Raw genomic sequence first — 18399 nt, forward strand, 5'->3', positions numbered from 1 at the left:
TATTATGGGTGATTTTTAAAAGAGTGACAATTATTTTAATAATAAATAATTAATGCTACCCCTAATGAAATCAATGCGGCCAGAGTCGCTTGCCAGCGCAACTTAAAAAACCAGGCCTGCTGATCTTGTTGACGTAACGCCACATAATCTACCGCCAAGGCCAGCATAAACCCCATCATCAAACCCAACACCGCCCAGCTACTTTGATTGAACATCAATAGCAACCAAACGCTCACGGCGATAGCATTAGCACTGACTAATAAGCCCAAGCTAGCCGACTCGGTCAAGCCTGCCTGCAAACTTCGCCCCCATTGCACCCCAGCTAAAAAACTTAGAATCACCGCAGCATACAAAATCATCGCTTGCGGCCAGCTTATCCAATCTGGCCATAACCCCAAACCCGGTGCCCAATCCAACGCCGCTAGCGCACCATAGATAAACGGCAACATTCCCGCATAGGTAAAAACTTTCGCCAGAGCTTGATAAGTATTGCTCATTGATGCTTCCTTAGGCGTTTATGCTTTGATGATCCATTTGACCGTCCAAATGCGGGCACACCCAAGGCTTTGGCTTGCGCGGACCAAAAATGACTAAAGCGTTTTAGCCGCGTCGGTTGCAGGTCCGGCAACAAAAAATGACTCGGGTTAGACGTTACTTCCAACTTAACCTCAGACGGACAGGTTGCTAACCAGGCCTGCAACACAGGATCCAGTGCCGCAGCCACATACACAATTGGCTCTGATCCTTGCCCCAACGACTGCGCTTGTTGCGCCAAGAATACAGGCCAAAACTCAGCCGGCTGGCCAACATAAATTTCCGCCTTCAGCGCGACTAGGCATTCATAAATAAACACCCGTCTTTTTAATGACCAGGCCTGCTGGGCAAAATAATTCGCGTCCCAAAGGTACACCAATTTATCGCCCGCCCGATAATCATCTGGTTTGGCTAAGGCTTCGTCATGTAACCAGAACAACCGCGCTGGAGTTTGATTAAGATTAACATTCGAACTTAGGCTAGACATGATCTCCCCCTAAATTTGGGAACAACTGCCGCTGCAACGTCTCATAACTGGCCGCTAAACTGGGGTTATGCGCTGGGGAGAGATCAAAGGTATGGGGCTGACCGGCAAACTTCACCACATTATCAAGATTAAAAATATAGGGTTTGCTGCTAAAAGTGGACGCCACCCATTGCCAAGATAAATTATTGCTGGCCAAGTCGCCATCTAATAAATGACCCAACATCCATTGTGCGCCGGCCTGCCATCGCACACGCCGCCAGTGCACCAAATAACTGGCCAAATATAACCGCGCGTGATTATGCAAATAACCTTGCGTGTAGAGTTGCTCAATTAACTGGTTAATAAACGCATCTGGAGTTTGTGCGCGCATCAGATCGGCGGGGAGTTCGGCCGAATAATCGCTGGCCACAAAACCGGTTTTATAAGGCTCGATATCCCGCCATAAATCGGCAGGATTGAGCTGTGCAAGATGGTGAAAATAATCACGCCAACTCAGTTGCTGCAAGAGTTTTTGCGCTTCGTCTAAACTTTGCTGCACTAAGCAGGCCTGCTTGAGGGTGGCTGGCGTCAACACGCCATGGCGTACATAGGGTGACAAACCCGACACCGCACCATTTAAATAATTGCGCGTTTTACCATAATCAGCAACAGGCCAAAGCTGCAGTGCCATCGCGGCCTCATCGGCTCCACCCACAATATCGGACACACAGCTCGCAACGGGATCGTCATCCATGGCAGTCAAATCAGGCGACAAAGCCAATACCTGTGCCACCAGCTCTTCACGCTGGCTAAACTGCAATGGCAGCGGCGTTAGCGATAATGCTTGGTGCGTCATGAGCGATACAACCCCATTTCTCTGACGCAAACCTGCACCCCCCCGGCCTCACCCAACGCAATTACCGCTAATCGACGCACATGCGCCAAATCCAACGGGGTATCGGTCCGGTAAGGTGCAAAATCGGTGAAAGCAATATATTCGCGCTGCCATTGCGAGCTAACTTGGGTTTCATAACGATAAGATTGCCAAGGTCTCATCAATTGATCGGTTTTTAGATGGAGCGCCAAGGCCGGTGCCTGGCCCCGCCAATCCACATAAAAACCACTGAACTGGGACAAATCAACGCCTCGATCCAGCACCCATTGCATTTGAACAAAACCGCCATTATTTTCTAGGCTGACCTGCCCCTGCAGGCAGGTTTGGATTTGACCCTGCTCGGCATAGGTGCGCACCTCGCCATGGGAGACGCCGCCCATCACCTGATCACTGACAAAATACCAGGCCTGCTCGCCGGGCGATTGATGGAAATTGGGGAAGAGCCTTTGCTCTGCAGCGGGGGTTAGATGTTGTTTCATGCGCTTTTCCTAATTATTTAATAGATCTGAATTTAAGGCTCAAAAAATTCGCCCATAAAATCAATCAGCTTCCCGGAGTCACTGGGCTGACACGATGCGAGCACCTGATATAAGTGCGCGGCGGTAAATTCGGGCGACTGCAAATCACTGTCAGCAACATGACGACTAAACGGCGCCGACAAATTACTGCGCGTGGTACCCGGCTGCATCCCCATCAAGGTGACCTGTGGATGGGTTCGCGCCAGTTCAATCGCCAAGGTTTTAAGCAACATATTTAGCGCGGCTTTCGATGAACGATAACTATACCAGCCCCCCATGCGATTATCACTGATACTGCCGACGCGCGCAGACAATACCCCGATTTTAAGCGCAATACGCCGGGGTAACCTATCAATGAGTTGTGATAACAACAAACTTGGTCCAATGCTATTCACCGCAAAGGCGCGCTGCATCGCCACCGCATTAAGTGATTGATGACGTTTTTCCGGTTGCATCGTCGCATCATGCAACAAACCTGTGGCGATCCACACCTGCGCTAGGTGTTCGGCAGGATTAGCTAAGCCCGATGCCCGCGACCAGGCCTGGTAAGCCTGCTCAAATAGTTCAGCAATCTGCGCTGGCTCACTAAAATCCATCGCTAAATCAATGACTTGATGCGACGTATTTAAAGGCGGTAAACACTGTGGCTGACGTGCCATACGGATTAAACGTGCCTGCGCCGGTAGGTGCAACACAGCTTGGTTAACTAACGCCTGACCAATCGCGCCACTGGCTCCCACCACGAGTATGTCTTGATTCATCGCATCCTCTTGGTCATTAGCGTTGACGATACTGCGGCGCTTTGTATTGCGTCGCGCAATAGCCCCGTCCCACCGTAAACTCGCGCAATTGCAAATGTTTCGTGGCGCGCCCGGTGACCCGCTCACGCCAACGCTTAAAAGAACCCGGCTTTAGGTTATTGCGCATTAGCTTAATCACCTGCGGCTCTGTTAAGCCAAACTGCAACTCAATGGCCTCAAACGGGGTACGATCCTCCCAAGCCATTTCAATAATACGATCCAAATCACCTTCTACTAAGTCTGCCACGCTACTTAATCCTGTAATTAATATCCTGTGCTTATTGCTAATTGTTATCCAAGTTCAATCTTGCGTTTATTCACCTTAACAGTATAGAGTTATACAAAACTTATGCAATACACCACATTAATAGCCGTGTTAATTTCATTTTTGATCAAGGTTACCCCATGACGAAATTCGCGCCACCAAACAGCTATCCACTACCCAGTCATCGCCTTAACCGCCTAGCACGCTTAGGCAAGGTGGCCGGTGGCATGGCCGGATCTATTCTTTACCAAGGTACCAAACAATGGTTGCAGGGCGAAAAACCAACCAAGCAATCACTGGTACTGAGCAGCCAAAACATTCAACGCTTGACCGATGAACTGGCCAAAATGCGCGGTGCGGCGATGAAAGTGGGCCAACTCCTATCCCTTGATGCCGGTGAACTGATTCCCGATGAGCTGGCCACCATCCTCGCGCAATTGCGTAATCAAGCGCCATCTATGCCCATTTCGCAACTGCAAGCTCAACTTAACCAACATTGGGGCAATGACTGGATGCAGGCGTTTAGTCAATTTAGCTTTTACCCGATTGCCGCCGCATCCATTGGTCAGGTGCATCGCGCCCATACCCTCGCCGGTGCAGATTTAGCCATCAAAATTCAATACCCGGGTGTGGCTAATAGCATTGACAGTGATGTTGATAATTTAGCCAGTTTATTACGCTGGTCACGATTAATACCCAAAGATGTCGATTTAGCGCCGATTCTTGCCGAAGCCAAACAACAACTGCTACTAGAAACCAATTATCAGCATGAAGCCGACGCCTTAAATAACATGGCAACCGCGCTCCAAAACAGTGATCTGAACGATTACTTTATACTGCCAAAAGTAGATCAAACTTTATCTAATCAAGCGATTTTGGCAATGAGTTTTATGGCCGGCGAACCCATCGAAACCCTGGCTAACGCACCCCAAGCCACGCGGGATAAATTGGTTACCGCGCTGTTTAGATTACTCTTGACCGAACTGTTTGACTGGCAGCGGATGCAAACTGACCCGAATTTTGCCAACTTTTTATACCAAGCTGATACCCAACGCATTGTGCTGCTCGATTTTGGCGCCACCCGCTCATTTAGCGCTGATATTGCCTTAGGCTACCGCCAATTAATTAGCGCCGCTCAAGATAACCGTGCTGACAAGATGGCCGATGCGGCCCGCCAAATTGGGTTTTTCCAGCAGAACATTTTGCCGGCACAACAAGACACCGTGATTCGGCTATTTAAGCAGGCCTGCGAACCCTTTTGTTATCATGGCGCCTTTGATTTTGCGCAATCCGATATGTTGGCGCGAATTAAGGATCAAGGCATGGCGTTGAGTTTTGAGCAAAACTATTGGCACAGCCCCCCTGCGGATGCACTGTTTTTTCATCGTAAACTAGGCGGCTTGTATTTATTAGCCGCCAAATTACACGCGAGAGTGGATATGCGTCAGGTCTTTGCGCCCTATCGCATCAATGAAGACCCTACACCATGACCGCAAAACCGATTAGAATGCCACAACTCGATTAGCCACCTTAGCTTAAACAGGATGATTGATGACACCATTAGAGACAAGTTCGCCACCCAACTTTACCCAAAAACACTGGTCGCTGTTGGCGCACCTAGGTCAACACACCTCGGATTTTAATCTTGCCGATTTTTTGGCGCAATTAAGCCGTAATGAATTGGAACAAGCGCTAGAGATTCTGCGTTATGTGCATCAGTACGGCGCGCAAGATACCTGGTTGCAGCAACAAGCACAGGATGCCCATCAGCAACAACAACTTGCCAATGCCTATCAACAAGGTAATCAAGCCGCGCAAGCTGAAAACCCTTACAAACTGCTTAAAGCACCCCACGAACTGGCCAAAGCCAGTAATCCGTTTGATTTTGATCTGGCCGCTAAACAACACATGGCCTGGCATGAGGGTTTTATGGCCTGGGTCGAAACGCAAGTTAGCGAATCTTGGTAGGTGAGCATTGGAAAGTAACGTGGATTTAAGCCTCTATTTAATTTTAGACCCGTCGCGTTGTTTGCATCCGCCGCTAGAGGTCGCTACGGCGGCGGCACGCGGGGGAATTAGCTTGATTCAATTGCGCGATAAACGCGGCGATGAGCAGGCCTGCTTAGCTCTCGCAGAACAACTCAAACAACGCCTAGATGATTTTAATCTGCCCTTAATTATTAATGACTCCGTGGCGATTGCTCAAGCAGCCAAGGCCGCCGGCGTGCATTTGGGTCAGGGTGATGGCGATCTAGCCCAGGCTCGCGCCACCCTTGGCCCACACGCCATTATTGGACGAACCGCGCCGAATGCGGCTGCGCTGCAAGCGGATGAACTCGCTTATGCCGATTATGTGGGTCATGGCCCGGTTTATGCCACCGCCACTAAACAAAATCATCTACCGCCCATCGGCTGGGCTGGTGCCACTGCGGGCGTGGCCTTAAGCCATAAGCCCGTGGTATTAATTGGCGGGCTGGGCTTGGCCGATGTCAAGCAGGTCTATCAAACCGGTGCACAGGGTCTGGCGGTCGCCTCGGCTATTTGCGGTGCGGACGATCCAGCCGCCGTGACTCGCCAATTTCGCCAGGCCTGGTTAAGCGCCATGCAATCAGCACCGAAGTAAGCCTAATATAAGGACAGCGAAGATGACGAAGACTAAGATAAACCAACCAATTTGTAATCTTTTAACCATTGCAGGCTCCGACCCGTCAGGCGGCGCGGGTATTCAAGCTGACCTAAAGACTTTTTCAGCCTGTGGGTGCTATGGCATGTCGGTGATTACCGGCCTCACGGCACAAAATACCCAGGGGGTGCAAGCAATTCACCCTTTACCCGCCGATTTTGTCGCGCAACAATTTGATAGCTTACTAGAGGATATTCGCATTGATGCCATTAAGATTGGCATGCTCAGCGATGTGCGGATTATCGATGTCATCGCCGACCGACTGGCCGACTTTAACGGCCCGATTGTGCTTGATCCGGTGATGATTGCCAAAGGGGGTGCGGCATTAATTGATTCGCCCACCCAACTTGCATTGCGCGATCGCTTATTACAGCTAGCAGGCCTGGTGACCCCCAACCTGCCAGAACTCGCCACACTAGTGGCGCAAGATGAAGCCACGACGCCAGAACAGATGCTTTCACAAGCGCAACAACTACTTGACCTTGGCGCGCAAGCGGTATTGGCGAAGGGGGGCCACTTGCCAGGTGATCACTGCCAAGATCTACTGCTCACCGCTGAGCAAGCGCTTTGGTTTAGCCATCCTCGACTTGCCACCCAAAATACCCATGGCACCGGCTGTACTCTGTCGTCAGCGATTGCCAGTTTTTGGGCGCAAACCGGTGATTTAGCGCAAGCCATTCAACAGGCCAAAGACTATATCAACGCCGCCATTGCGCACGCAGATCAGTTAACAGTCGGGTCAGGGCATGGACCGACCCATCACTTTCACCAATATTGGTAATTGCACAATAAAAGCACGGATTCGCTATTAATAGCACTTGGTCAGATTATAAAATTACTTTATACTAATAACCAACTAAATTACTAGGTTATTATCATGCACGACACTCAGCTATCCTTAGCTAAAGATAAAATTAAAATTCTGTTGCTTGAGGGCATCCACCCAAGCGCAGAGGCCTATTTTAGGGCGCAAGGTTATAACAATATTACTAGCCATGCTGGGGCACTCAGCCCGAGTGCGTTAAAAGACGCCTTGGCTAATTGTCATTTTATTGGCATTCGCTCACGTACCCAGCTAACCGCCGAACTGCTTGCCCAAGCGCCCAAACTTAACGCCATTGGGTGTTTTTGCATTGGCACAAATCAGGTCGATTTAACCGCCGCCATGCGCTTGGGTATCCCCGTTTTTAACGCGCCCTTTTCCAACACCCGTTCAGTGGCTGAATTAGTGCTAGGCGAAATCCTATTATTATTGCGCCGCATTCCCGAAAAGAATGCCCTCGCCCATCGCGGAATTTGGCAAAAAACCGCGCAAGGGGCTTTTGAAGCACGCGGCAAAACCCTTGGCATTATTGGTTATGGACGAATCGGTTCGCAACTAAGCATCTTGGCGGAAAACCTGGGTATGCGCGTGATCTTTTATGACATTGTCAAACAACTTCCGCTCAATAATGCTCAGCAAGTGGCGAGCCTGGATGCCTTGCTGACCGCTGCTGATGTGGTGAGCTTGCATGTGCCTGAAACGCCTGACACCGAATGGATGATGGGCCATGACCAGCTGGCTAAAATGAAACCCGGTAGCTTACTAATTAATGCCGCCCGTGGCCGCGTCGTTGACATACACGCCTTGGCCGATGCGCTTAAATCAGGTCAGCTAGCCGGTGCTGCCATTGATGTCTTCCCAACTGAACCGGAAACCAATAAGCAGCCGTTTGAATCACCACTGCGTGGCCTGGATAATGTGTTGCTCACCCCGCATATTGGCGGTAGCACTGAAGAAGCCCAAGCCAGTATTGGTCAAGAAGTCGCCGCTAAACTAGTCGCTTATTCCGATATTGGCACCAGCTTGTCGGCGGTCAATTTTCCCGAAGTCGCACTCCCCGAACATACTGGACGTAGCCGCCTACTCCACATCCACCACAACCAACCCGGGGTATTGACACAAATTAACCACGCCTTTGCTGCACAAAACATTAATATTGCGGCACAATACCTGCAAACCAACAGCGAGATTGGCTATGTGGTCATTGACCTCGATGCTAAAGACCGTGATGCGGCTCTGGCACAATTAAAACAAATTCCGGGCACGCTACGCACCCGACTATTACACTGAGTGACCGATTAGATTATGACTCGCATAACCACCGATGCCTCCGTATTTGAAATTATCCCGCAGCGCTTTGCCTACCCAACCGATCAAGCCGATTTGCTGGCACAGGTACGTCAAGCACTGGAGGCGAGGTTACCGATTACGCCGCGCGCCGGAGGCACCTCATTAGGCGGACAAGCGATTGGACCAGGCCTGCTACTCGACCTATCAAAACACTTTACCCGCGTGTTGGATTATCGACCCGCGCAACGCGAAGTCGATGTCGAGCCAGGGGTGATTCAGGATGATCTAAACGCGCTGGTTCGCCAAGATGGATTGCGCTTTGCGCCTGACACCTCCACGTCTAATCGCGCCATGATTGCAGGTATGATCGGTAACAACTCCTGTGGCGCCTATTCGGTTTACTATGGCACCACCCGTGAGCATGTTAAAGCGCTAAAGATGATTCTAGCTGATGGTCAAGAGGTCAGCATTGGCCCACTTAGCGCAGCCGAATTAGCACAAAAATGCCAACAAACGGATTTAGAAGGTCAAATTTATCGTGGCGTATTAGAGCTATTACAGCAACAGGGCGAGGCGATAGCAGCCGCCTACCCCGACCCCAGTATCATCCGTCGCAATACCGGCTATGCGCTGGATGTGCTCTACACCCAACACCAACCCTTTAATCCACAAGGCAAGCCCTTTAGCCTGGTGCCTTTAATTTGTGGCAGTGAGGGCACGCTCGGGGTCATTACTCAAGCCACCCTTAATTTAGTGCCGCTGCCCAAACATCGTCAGCTATTTTGTGCCCATTTTGACTCCATCTTTACCGCAATGCAGGTGGTGCCAGCCTATTTGCCCCAGCAGCCTGCGGCCATAGAGCTAATTGACAAAGCAACCCTCGATGGCACGCTGAATAATCGTGAACAAATGGCCAATCGCTTTTGGGTAGAAGGCGACCCGGCGGCGGTTTTAGTTGTTGAACTCTTTGATGATTGCGCTGAACAACTCGCGCAACGCCTTGCCCATGACCAGGCCTGGATGCAACAACAGGGTGCCTACGCCTGCCCGATTATCGACCCGAGCGATAGTGTAAAGGTCTGGAATTTGCGCAAAGCCGGACTGGGTCTGCTAATGGGCAAACCAACCCGCAAAAAAGCCGTCGCCGTTATTGAAGATGCCTGTGTGCCGGTAGCTGCCTTACCCGATTTTTATCGCGACACCCAAGCGCTGATGGCCGAACTGCAACTTGGTTGCGTCTATTATGGCCATGCGTCGGTTGGGCTGATTCATGTGCGCCCAGAAATAGATTTAGCCAGCCCAACAGGTCCTGACCTGTTTGCGCAGGTTGCTGAGCGCAGTGCTGCGTTGGTCAAAAAATACCGAGGCGCCCTGTCCGGTGAGCATGGCGATGGGCGGATCCGCGCGCCCTATTTAAAAAGCCAGCTCGGAGACGCGGTGTATCAATGCTTGGTACAACTCAAACAACTGTTTGATCCGCACAATCTCTTTAATCCCGGCGTCATTTTGAGCGACACGCCGATTACAGAAAACCTGCGTGCGCAACGCCGCGCACAACAAACCTTTAGCACCGGCTATAACTGGCGCAAAGACCTCTCCCTGCTCGACGCGGTCGAAAAATGTAATGGCGCGGGCGCCTGTCGCAAATCCGCCGGCCAAGGCACCATGTGTCCGTCGTATCAGGCCACCCGTGAAGAAAATTATTCCACCCGAGGCCGCAGTAATTTATTGCGTCGCGCCTTAACCGAACCCGACCCACGTGCGGCACTGAATAATGCTGAACTACAAGATGCCTTAGCCTTGTGCTTAGGCTGTAAGGCCTGTAAAACCGAATGTCCGGCCAGTGTGGATATGGCACGGTTAAAATCTGAGGTGCTCTATCAAACCCAGCCCTTCTCGTTTAGTCGTTGGTCAATCAAACACTATGCGCCGCTACTCAAATTTGGTAGCAGAATGCCCAAGCTGTTTAACCGCGTCCAAAACCTTTGGCTAAGTAAAAAACTCATGGGTGTGGACGAGGCACGGCCGTTACCCACGCTGGCTGAACAAACCCTGGCCGATTGGTGGCAGCAGTCAGCAGGCCTGCTACCTGAGCCATCTGCCCCAACACGAGGTCGCGTCTGGTTACTGATTGATCTATACACTAATTATCAAGAACCGGAAATTGGCCAGGCGGCAATTACTAGCTTATGCGCGCTAAACCTTGAGGTGATACCGGTATTTTTAGACCACTCACCTCGCGCACTCTTGAGCCAAGGCTTGCTTGATGAAGCCAAACAGAGTTTAAAAGCGATTCAGGCACAATTAAGTCAGGTAACCCATGGCGACTGGATTGTGGGGCTAGAACCATCCGATACCTTGGTATGGCGCGATGAAGCCAGCGCATTATTGCCGCCAAAAGTTGAACCTGAATGGCATTATCAAGATGTACGCCTATTTGAAGAACTGATCCTAGCGCTCGCCAAAGACGCGCCACTGCCATTGCAACCGATCAATAAAACCCTGTGGTTGCACGTGCATTGTCATCAGAAATCCTTAGCCAAAGCCTTAGATGCCAAAGCCGCACTGAGCCTCATTCCGCAGCTAAGTGTTCAGCTGATTCCATCTGGCTGCTGTGGTATGTCGGGAGAATTTGGTTATAAAAATCGCGCCGTGTCGCTCAAAATTGCCGAACAAACCCTGTTGCCCACACTGGCTGGCGCGCAGGCAGACGACTTAATTGTTGCCACCGGCACCAGTTGTCGTCACCAAGTGGCCGATTTTGCCAATAAGCAGGCCTGGCATAGTGCGCAAGTATTTGCGCTGGCTTGTCAGCCCCAAAACGCAACCGGAGCTTAAGCCATGCTCGATACCCAGTTTATTCAATGCCCCTATTGTTGGGAAGAAATTGAAATTGTAGTGGACCCATCCGAATCAGAACAACACTATGTTGAAGATTGTTTTGTCTGTTGTCGCCCCATCCATTTGCATGTGCAGGTGGATTACGATGGCGACATCAGCGTCACCGCACGCAGTGAAGATGACGATTATTAGCTTGCTTCTCTAAATAGACTGCTGTGGTTGTTAGGTTCGAAGAGTGCATGGTATCGCGATTGATGCCATCCGAAACGCCACATCCAACTCATACTTTTCCTGACGAAAACGCTTGGGAAGCACGCCAATCGTCTTGCTTGTTTCCTTGTCTTGTTTAAACCAACGAAAGTGTGATCGCCGATTATGGTAAGACGCCGACAACATGAAAAAAACGAATAAAACTCAAATTAACTTGAAGAAAATTGATAGTGATAGACTGGGGTTAGCTAATCAATTTGGTTGGACCATTACAACAATCGATGACCTTAACTTACTGGTCGGAGACTTAAACTATGTTAGTTCAAATTACAGCAACATGGTCAGTGAACTATCATCAAGGAATTATGTTGAAGAAGCATTGGAGCCCTTCACGCCGTGTGGTGGGTTGGGCGATGGATAACCGAATTAATGTGCAGCTGGTTAAAACGGCGTTGTTGCGAGCGTTATGGAATCGCAAACTGACACGCGGGCTGATTATTCACACTGACCACTACATATAAAACGGGGTATCGTCCAAAAAAACTGAGAATAACGCGCGCGTGTCATGGCTGCCTCCTTGCTTATCCATAACACCACGGCAAAGCGATTTAGCGACGAGAGGTATCAGACATCAACGTCAAAACGTATAGGAGATTAGCTAATTTGTGCGTGTCCTCTTAATTCCCTGCTAGAAGAGAGCGTTCCCACAGACGATGTTGGCGCGTCAACTCCTCTGACATCTTGCGTGACTCCGCGGCCTTCTCAAAGTGGTTATCCATCAAAAGTGTTTGTTCTTTGACCAAGCTTGAAAGACTGGCAGTATTTGACTGAATATCTGCCAATTTGCGGTCAATCTGGCTTAACAATCTTGCGAAATCACGATAAAAGTCTTTAAACTCTTCTGACTCAAGATATCGTAATGTTGCTTCTTCAGCAGGGAACTTCTCTTGCAACAATTCATTCATGCGATTTACAACCAACATGTAACCTGCCCGTTGCATACCTCTACTACTACGAGCTTTTCGCTCTATTTGTTTAGAGCGAACCAGTAATGCGCGTGAAAGCTTCTCGTTGCTTGTAAAAAAACTAGAATACTCTTTGTTTTCCAAAGCATAGGCTTTTTCGTTTGCGTTTTTCACTTGATCAGCATACGGAAAAGAAATGATGAAATCATTATAAGCATCAATAGTTCCAATCTTCGATGCCATTTCATATGCGAGAGTATGTAAATTTTTCAAGGCATCTCGCGCCTGCTCAGCATCGGGATAGTTATTCAAGAACCAATGATACCCAGCAATACTTTTTATGGATTGAACTTTCTGATACTCATTTTTCACAAATTCTTTATAGCTCAGATGAACTCCCTCTATATCAGCCGATGAAACCCAATGGAGATAAGCCTTCTTGTTGCTATTCCAGTCCACATAAAATTTCTCAAAACATTCTTTGCTTTCACACTTCTCTGCCTGCCTTATCTTCTCAACCAATCTCTGATTTAGTACTATATCTGCTTCTTTAAAAAAACCATAAATTGGATATTGTTCATATCTCCTCTTAACCGCAATCAAATCATTAATATGATTGTTTCGCATCAAGTCATTTGCATAGTTTGAAATGTTTTCGCGATAATCTTTAGAATATTGCTCTGGAGCATCCACTGGCAGATACCCAACTTTTCCTTTACAGTTTCCATCAGAAACAATCTCAACCAAGAAACCTTTTTCATGTTGATTCATATGAGACTGGTACATCGGGCTTCTGATACGGATATCTTCTATCGACGAATCCAGTATGACAACTTCAACAGGAGGGCGTGGTTGCTTGAAGCTTACATCCCGACATCTTCCTGTTTTCGTGTATATATCAACGTAAGCGCCACTTGCAATATTTGTTTTTGCGTAAGCAAAAATATTAGTTTTAGTAAAATCAAGGCTTGCTACAGGTGCAAATTTAGCCGCATTGACCGGCGCCCCAAAAATGAGAGGTATCAACACTACTACAACGATTCTAAATGATTTCAGCTTCATACTTTCTCCTCGTATAACTATAATTAGACATCCTAAACCAAATATATTAACCATGCCAACAAATTATAAAACTGGTGTTTTATATCGGTAGTTTCGTAGATCGAATTAACATAACGCCTTGTTATTACTGAATTTAATTTCAATCCTTAGCATTTTATGAGGCATAAATTATGGCGACTAAACCACGTTTTCTAGATCTTGTGTGAACGCATACAAACTAAGCATTATTCTATACGCACTGAGCAGTCTTTGGTTGATAATATGACACGGGCGAAAAACTACAGCGTTTGCCAGTCGCTTTATCAAAAACTAGAGTCCGTCAATTACTTGAAAGTGTTTTACTTTCTTAATCAACTTCAAACCAGGCCTGGTTTCATTAAACACCGCTGTCATAGAGTTAAAACCTATATCCCCGATATTAAAAATATCGATTATCGTCATGTCCTGGGTCATCAGGGTATAGGATTCGCCTTCAATCAATAAGATCGGGTTCAGCTTGGATAACCGAAAAGCGTGCCATATAATCAAACAAAACCAAACTTAGCTAAGGATAATGCTATGCACGCAGTCAATATGTTTGAAGCCAAATCTCAGCTTTCTAAACTGCTCGAAGCGATTGAAAGCCATCAAGAAAAAGAGATTATTATTGCGCGCCACGGTCGTCCAGTTGCCAAGCTGGTGCCACTTGATACCACGCCTGACACCGCACTCAGAATTGGCGCAGCGAAACATCTAATCATTCCCGATGATATTGATGACCATAACGACCAGGTCGCCAAGCTGTTTTAGGACAAGACGCATGACACACAATTCGAAAAATACGGCAGCATGGTTTTAATGGTTTAGTTGGGGATTTAAAAAAAACCGTAAACCCAGACCATCACAACCAGGCCTGGTTGTTTTTAATATCGGCTAACGAACGGATAAATCAATTGGGTTTGCCCCTATCGAGGCTAATAAACTTCATCATGAGAGCCAATATCAATTGGAATAATTTCATTGTCTTTAAGCAGAAAATCTATAACAACACGGTATTTCATATTAATGGAAACACTGTAGTATTCACCTAACTGGCCTTGAAGCTTGTGCAACCTCAAGGAAGGATGAAACGGGTCAACCTCAAGTATTTCGATTGTTTTTATGTATCGCGGTAAGATGTCAGGGTGTTTTTTGATAAATTTTTTCAGCTTTTTAAAGTACTCGTCGGTTCGAATAATTTTATAAAGCATTCGTTAACTCTTCGATATGCTCTTTTGCCGTTTGGGACTGATAGCGACCCTCTTTAATATCGCGCATGGCAAGTAAGTGCGCAAGATCTAACTCTTGTTGCCGAAAAGCCTGATAACGCTCAATGTCCAATACCACATACTTGTTTTTTCCACGAACATTGATAATAAGCTCATCTGCCTTTTCGAGCATACTACCTAAAAAGGCTACACCTTTGGTTTTCACATCATTTGCGGTAACAATCATAAACATACTCCCAATCGTACTTTTAATCGCATTCTAGCATAAAAAGCACTTGAGTTTCCTTACTCGTAACAAACAAAAATGAAACCACCGACACCCGAAACATAGACGACAACCTGATTTAATTAAACTAAACTTGCCACACAAACCCATTTGCTATAAATTATGTTTTATACATAACCTAAAAAGGTATAAAACATGATTCATAGTGTCATTCGTCAGACTTCGCAGTTTATCCTGCAGCGCAGTCAGCCCAGTTATCAGCGGTTCTTGCTGAGCAAGATTGATTTCAATGACCGGTTGATTGGCATTAGAGGCGCGCGCGGCAGTGGCAAAACTACCCTACTGCTGCAATATGCCCAACAATGCGGCTTGCCTTTGAGCAAAGTGTTGTATGTGTCGTGCGATCATCCGGCGATGGTGGATGCCGACCTGTTTGAGCTGGCGAAGACGTTTTATCAAGAAGGCGGCAAACTTTTGTTGCTCGATGAAAGTCACAAAGCCAAACAACTCGGTACATCACTCAAGGCGATTTACGACACCTTTGATTTAAAAGTCATTTTTTCCGGCTCTTCGGCGATTCAAATGACGCATCAATCGGCAGACTTATCCCGCCGTGCGGTGATGTTTCATTTGCCAGCTTTGTCATTCCGCGAGTTTTTAGAAATTGAAACCGGACTTCAAATTAAGGCGTTCAGCCTAGCTGAATTATTGGAAAACCATCAAGACATTGCGCTGGATTTAACCGCGCAATTTAGACCGATTGAGCATTTTCGCGCTTACACGCTTCACGGTGCCTATCCGTTTTATCAAGAATCCCTTAGCAATTACCCATTAAAACTGCTCGAAGTCATTAACCACACCATTGATTCCGACCTCACCAGTATTTTCCATATCGATTCCAGCAAACTCGATAAATTGAAAAAGATGCTCTATTTGCTTTGCGCGACACCGCCACTGGAATTGAATAAAGCCAAAATCAGCGCCGCGCTTGAAGCCTCTTGGCCGACGATCGATAAATACATTCAACTCATGGCCTCGGCTGATTTAATTCATCACCTGCGCGGTGGTAGCGGCATGCGCGCGGTCAATAAACCGAATAAACTGCTGCTGGCTAATCCGAATCTGTTTTATGTGTTATGCGCTGAACCCAACAGCGGCAGTGTGCGCGAAAGCTTTTTTGTATCGCAACTGAACCATCAGCATCAGGTGCATTATCACCATCAAGCCGACTTTATTATTGATGAACAGGCTATCTTTGAAATAGGCGGCGCAGGCAAAACCAAAAAACAGCTTCAATCGCTCGACCATAGCTACCTAGCGCTTGACGATATCGAAGTCGGTCACCACAACACCCTCCCGCTATGGATGTTTGGATTGTTGTATTAAAGCTCAAATTAAATTGAATAATCCAAGAGTTTAGCGACCGCATTAAACAAACCATGGGGCAATGATGCCGAGCATAAGCTCTATATTTCAACATGACATCTGAGAAAACGTTCATAACCTCCTCTGACATCTCCAATTATGGTTCTAAACGCCATATTGACTTTACCTACACGTATGCTTTGAATGATACCACTGGCCACCAAAGACAGATCGGCATAGCTTGGTCATTTGTCCGGTTTCGTTATCTGGGTTACCTTTAATCGTTGCTTGCTCAATCACATTTGTATCGTTCAATAGAAAACCGGGCGTTCTGCAAGTGATTCGACAAATCGATGTTTGGGCACCACTACCCATTGTTGAGCCGGATGAGCTGGAACGACTCGCTTGACGTGCGTCGCGTTCGGCGGCTAGGCGACGTTCTTCAGCCAGACGGCGTTCCTCTTCTTGGCGGCGAAGTTCGGCCTGATGTGCGTTGCGCTCGCGGTTAAACACCGCTTCGGCTTCGGCTAAAGCGGTGGGGTTATAGGCGGTGTTTCTTGCCTGCTCCAGATAACGCTGCGCCTCAGCAAAGTTCCAACTGCGTGATGCCTGCTTTGACAATTCCAACAAGTTTTCTTGCTCGTGTTGCTGTAATTGATCTAAATCATCAAAACTAAACGACCAGGCCTGGGCGTTATAACCCGCCAACAAAACCAACAGTAAAATGAATTTCATGGTTTACTCCTTGAAAGCAAAAGCCGCTTACGCGGCCAAAGTTACTGTCCGCCGCGCACCAGGCGCACATGATAGCTGTTGCTGCGAACATAGAAGTTGTCGTAGCCATTGTAGAAATTGACACCCCTCACAAAATCGCTATCGTCGCCAATAGGCGAGGCAATAAGCGAGGCCGACCAATACCATTCACCTGGCGTATTCGGGAAGGCTGAGTTAAGAATAGTCGGACGGCTATAGTCACCTTCACAACGGCCATCTAGATTGGAACTACCTTCCCATACAGTTTCGCCACTTGCGTCGAGTAGGCGCTGCCGCTGTTCGCCGAAGATGCCGCAATAGACAAGTGAGTGTAGTTCATCAACGGTAGGCAGACGCCAATCTGATTTGTCGGCAAAATGGCTTTCTTTTGCAAGGTCTCGTGCGGTTTGCCAGTTATGTCTGCTGGCGTCACCCAAACAGGTGCTGCCATTCCAAGTTTGCCCCAAGCTACAGCGCATCCAAGTAAGATTAGTTTCGGTGTCGGTCACTGTGCCGTCGCCATTATCAATATAGCCATGCCCAATGTTATAAACTGAAGAAGCGCTGCTACTATCCGCGCTGCTACTATCCGCGCTGCATCCTATTAGAATTAGGCTGCCAGTGGCCAGCATCATCGAGAATATAGTGGTTTTTAGAAATCCTTGTTTTTTCATAGTGAGTTCCTTTTATGACACGTTTAAATGAAATTTAAATCTTTACCTACAACTGACTTAATAAAATTCCGGCAAAATAACTTATGCACTCCACGAAGACGCTTGGAAACGAGAAAGCAAAAGCCGCTTACGCGGCCAAAGTTACTGTCCGCCGCGCACCAGGCGCACATGATTGTTTCGGCTGCTGCTCCGGTAAAGGTGGCTTTCGACACCAGAGAAGAAATGTACACCCCACGCCCAATCACTACTGACGCCGGGGATCATTGAGGCTGACCAATATTTTTGTTCTGGCGTATTCGGGAAGGCTGACGTAAAAATGGCCGGTCGGCTATAGTTGCCTTCACACTGTCCATTAAGATATGTATTGCCTTTCTTTATAGCTATGCCACGACTGTCTAGCCGGACTTCGCGTTGTTGGCCAGAACTACAATAGACCAATGAGTGTAGCTCATCAAAAGTAGGCAAGCGCCAGTCGGATTTGCCGGCATAATTAAAGCCAAGACCTCTCATAGCGGCATCATTATGATTCATTTGGATTGCGACCCCTGTACATGTTGAGCCTGTCCATTGTTGACCAAGACTACAGCGCATCCAAGTAAGATTAGTTTCGGTGTCGGTCACGGTACCGTCGCCATTATCAATATAACTCAGCCCAATGCTCTCAGCTGAAGAGGCGCTGCTACTATCCGCGCTGCATCCTGTGAGAATTAGGCTGCCAGTGGCAAGCATCATCGAGAATATAGTGGTTTTTAGAAATCTTTGTTTTTTCATAGTGTGTTCCT

23 protein-coding genes are annotated in these 18399 nt (G+C 47.8%); 10 read left to right on the forward strand and 13 right to left on the reverse strand.

What is annotated here, in order from left to right:
• Positions 1-35 precede the first annotated feature (35 nt).
• From BM293_RS04605 to BM293_RS04630, 6 genes are read right to left on the reverse strand one after another with little or no spacing between them, the layout of a single operon-like run.
• The gene (locus tag BM293_RS04605; RefSeq protein ID WP_093447158.1) at positions 36-497 is read right to left on the reverse strand and encodes a DUF3429 domain-containing protein; all 462 of its coding nucleotides are present in this window, start codon (positions 495-497) and stop codon (positions 36-38) included.
• The gene (locus tag BM293_RS04610) at positions 494-1021 is read right to left on the reverse strand and encodes a hypothetical protein (protein ID WP_093447160.1); all 528 of its coding nucleotides are present in this window, start codon (positions 1019-1021) and stop codon (positions 494-496) included. Before BM293_RS04610 ends, BM293_RS04605 begins: the two co-directional genes overlap by 4 nt.
• Complete coding sequence (locus BM293_RS04615; RefSeq protein ID WP_093447161.1) at positions 1014-1856, reverse strand: FAD-binding domain-containing protein; 843 nt, start codon at positions 1854-1856, stop codon at positions 1014-1016. The genes BM293_RS04610 and BM293_RS04615 overlap by 8 nt, the downstream gene beginning before the upstream one ends.
• Positions 1853-2374: a CIA30 family protein gene (locus BM293_RS04620; protein ID WP_093447163.1), complete on the reverse strand. Its 522-nt coding sequence runs from the start codon at positions 2372-2374 to the stop codon at positions 1853-1855. The genes BM293_RS04615 and BM293_RS04620 overlap by 4 nt, the downstream gene beginning before the upstream one ends.
• 32 nt (positions 2375-2406) lie before the next feature.
• Positions 2407-3174, reverse strand: a complete 768-nt coding sequence (locus tag BM293_RS04625) for an SDR family NAD(P)-dependent oxidoreductase (protein WP_093447164.1) — start codon at positions 3172-3174, stop codon at positions 2407-2409.
• 16 nt (positions 3175-3190) lie between these two features.
• On the reverse strand, positions 3191-3460 hold the full coding sequence (locus tag BM293_RS04630) for a TIGR03643 family protein (RefSeq protein ID WP_093447166.1): 270 nt from the start codon (positions 3458-3460) through the stop codon (positions 3191-3193).
• 158 nt (positions 3461-3618) lie between these two features.
• Between BM293_RS04630 and BM293_RS04635 the strand changes: the two genes are divergently transcribed.
• The 8 genes from BM293_RS04635 to BM293_RS10170 all read left to right on the forward strand — a co-directional run bounded on the left by BM293_RS04635 (position 3619) and on the right by BM293_RS10170 (position 11846).
• On the forward strand, positions 3619-4968 hold the full coding sequence (locus BM293_RS04635; RefSeq protein ID WP_093447168.1) for an ABC1 kinase family protein: 1350 nt from the start codon (positions 3619-3621) through the stop codon (positions 4966-4968).
• A 61-nt stretch (positions 4969-5029) separates the two neighbouring features.
• The gene (locus BM293_RS04640; RefSeq protein ID WP_093447169.1) at positions 5030-5446 is read left to right on the forward strand and encodes a hypothetical protein; all 417 of its coding nucleotides are present in this window, start codon (positions 5030-5032) and stop codon (positions 5444-5446) included.
• A 7-nt stretch (positions 5447-5453) separates the two neighbouring features.
• Positions 5454-6101, forward strand: coding sequence for a thiamine phosphate synthase (thiE, locus tag BM293_RS04645; RefSeq protein ID WP_234968898.1), 648 nt, complete (start codon positions 5454-5456; stop codon positions 6099-6101).
• Positions 6102-6123: 22 nt separating this feature from the next.
• The gene (thiD, locus tag BM293_RS04650; RefSeq protein WP_093447172.1) at positions 6124-6942 is read left to right on the forward strand and encodes a bifunctional hydroxymethylpyrimidine kinase/phosphomethylpyrimidine kinase; all 819 of its coding nucleotides are present in this window, start codon (positions 6124-6126) and stop codon (positions 6940-6942) included.
• A gap of 96 nt (positions 6943-7038) precedes the next feature.
• Positions 7039-8274 carry a phosphoglycerate dehydrogenase gene (gene serA / locus BM293_RS04655; protein ID WP_093447173.1) on the forward strand — a complete coding sequence of 412 codons (1236 nt, stop codon included), beginning with the start codon at positions 7039-7041 and terminating at the stop codon, positions 8272-8274.
• Between the two features lie 15 nt (positions 8275-8289).
• Positions 8290-11112, forward strand: a complete 2823-nt coding sequence (locus BM293_RS04660) for an FAD-binding and (Fe-S)-binding domain-containing protein (protein ID WP_093447175.1) — start codon at positions 8290-8292, stop codon at positions 11110-11112.
• A gap of 3 nt (positions 11113-11115) precedes the next feature.
• Positions 11116-11307 carry a CPXCG motif-containing cysteine-rich protein gene (locus tag BM293_RS04665; RefSeq protein WP_093447176.1) on the forward strand — a complete coding sequence of 64 codons (192 nt, stop codon included), beginning with the start codon at positions 11116-11118 and terminating at the stop codon, positions 11305-11307.
• Between the two features lie 332 nt (positions 11308-11639).
• Positions 11640-11846 carry a hypothetical protein gene (locus tag BM293_RS10170; RefSeq protein WP_143607735.1) on the forward strand — a complete coding sequence of 69 codons (207 nt, stop codon included), beginning with the start codon at positions 11640-11642 and terminating at the stop codon, positions 11844-11846.
• A gap of 156 nt (positions 11847-12002) precedes the next feature.
• Here the strand turns inward: BM293_RS10170 and BM293_RS04675 are convergent, their stop codons facing one another.
• Entirely contained in the window at positions 12003-13352 is a 1350-nt protein-coding gene (locus tag BM293_RS04675; protein WP_093447179.1) for a hypothetical protein, read from the reverse strand.
• Positions 13353-13661: 309 nt separating this feature from the next.
• Positions 13662-13880 carry a hypothetical protein gene (locus BM293_RS10175; protein ID WP_143607737.1) on the reverse strand — a complete coding sequence of 73 codons (219 nt, stop codon included), beginning with the start codon at positions 13878-13880 and terminating at the stop codon, positions 13662-13664.
• A gap of 30 nt (positions 13881-13910) precedes the next feature.
• Between BM293_RS10175 and BM293_RS04680 the strand changes: the two genes are divergently transcribed.
• The gene (locus BM293_RS04680) at positions 13911-14141 is read left to right on the forward strand and encodes a type II toxin-antitoxin system Phd/YefM family antitoxin (protein WP_093447181.1); all 231 of its coding nucleotides are present in this window, start codon (positions 13911-13913) and stop codon (positions 14139-14141) included.
• A 164-nt stretch (positions 14142-14305) separates the two neighbouring features.
• On the opposite strand, the gene BM293_RS04685 is transcribed toward BM293_RS04680, so the two are convergent.
• Together BM293_RS04685 and BM293_RS04690 are read right to left on the reverse strand one after the other, a co-directional pair.
• Positions 14306-14581, reverse strand: a complete 276-nt coding sequence (locus tag BM293_RS04685) for a type II toxin-antitoxin system RelE/ParE family toxin (RefSeq protein WP_093447182.1) — start codon at positions 14579-14581, stop codon at positions 14306-14308.
• Entirely contained in the window at positions 14571-14825 is a 255-nt protein-coding gene (locus BM293_RS04690; RefSeq protein WP_093447870.1) for a prevent-host-death protein, read from the reverse strand. Before BM293_RS04690 ends, BM293_RS04685 begins: the two co-directional genes overlap by 11 nt.
• Before the next feature lie 195 nt (positions 14826-15020).
• On the opposite strand from BM293_RS04690, the gene BM293_RS04695 reads away from it, so the two are divergent.
• Positions 15021-16211: an ATP-binding protein gene (locus BM293_RS04695; protein WP_093447184.1), complete on the forward strand. Its 1191-nt coding sequence runs from the start codon at positions 15021-15023 to the stop codon at positions 16209-16211.
• A gap of 162 nt (positions 16212-16373) precedes the next feature.
• Here the strand turns inward: BM293_RS04695 and BM293_RS04700 are convergent, their stop codons facing one another.
• The 3 genes from BM293_RS04700 to BM293_RS04710 all read right to left on the reverse strand — a co-directional run bounded on the left by BM293_RS04700 (position 16374) and on the right by BM293_RS04710 (position 18388).
• Positions 16374-16925 carry a hypothetical protein gene (locus tag BM293_RS04700; RefSeq protein ID WP_093447185.1) on the reverse strand — a complete coding sequence of 184 codons (552 nt, stop codon included), beginning with the start codon at positions 16923-16925 and terminating at the stop codon, positions 16374-16376.
• Between the two features lie 41 nt (positions 16926-16966).
• Positions 16967-17617, reverse strand: a complete 651-nt coding sequence (locus BM293_RS04705; protein ID WP_143607739.1) for an Lcl C-terminal domain-containing protein — start codon at positions 17615-17617, stop codon at positions 16967-16969.
• A gap of 141 nt (positions 17618-17758) precedes the next feature.
• Positions 17759-18388, reverse strand: coding sequence for an Lcl C-terminal domain-containing protein (locus BM293_RS04710; protein WP_093447187.1), 630 nt, complete (start codon positions 18386-18388; stop codon positions 17759-17761).
• Positions 18389-18399 lie beyond the last annotated feature (11 nt).

It is taken from the genome of Thiomicrospira sp. ALE5, from assembly GCF_900112445.1.
Classification (GTDB): domain Bacteria; phylum Pseudomonadota; class Gammaproteobacteria; order Thiomicrospirales; family Thiomicrospiraceae; genus Thiomicrospira.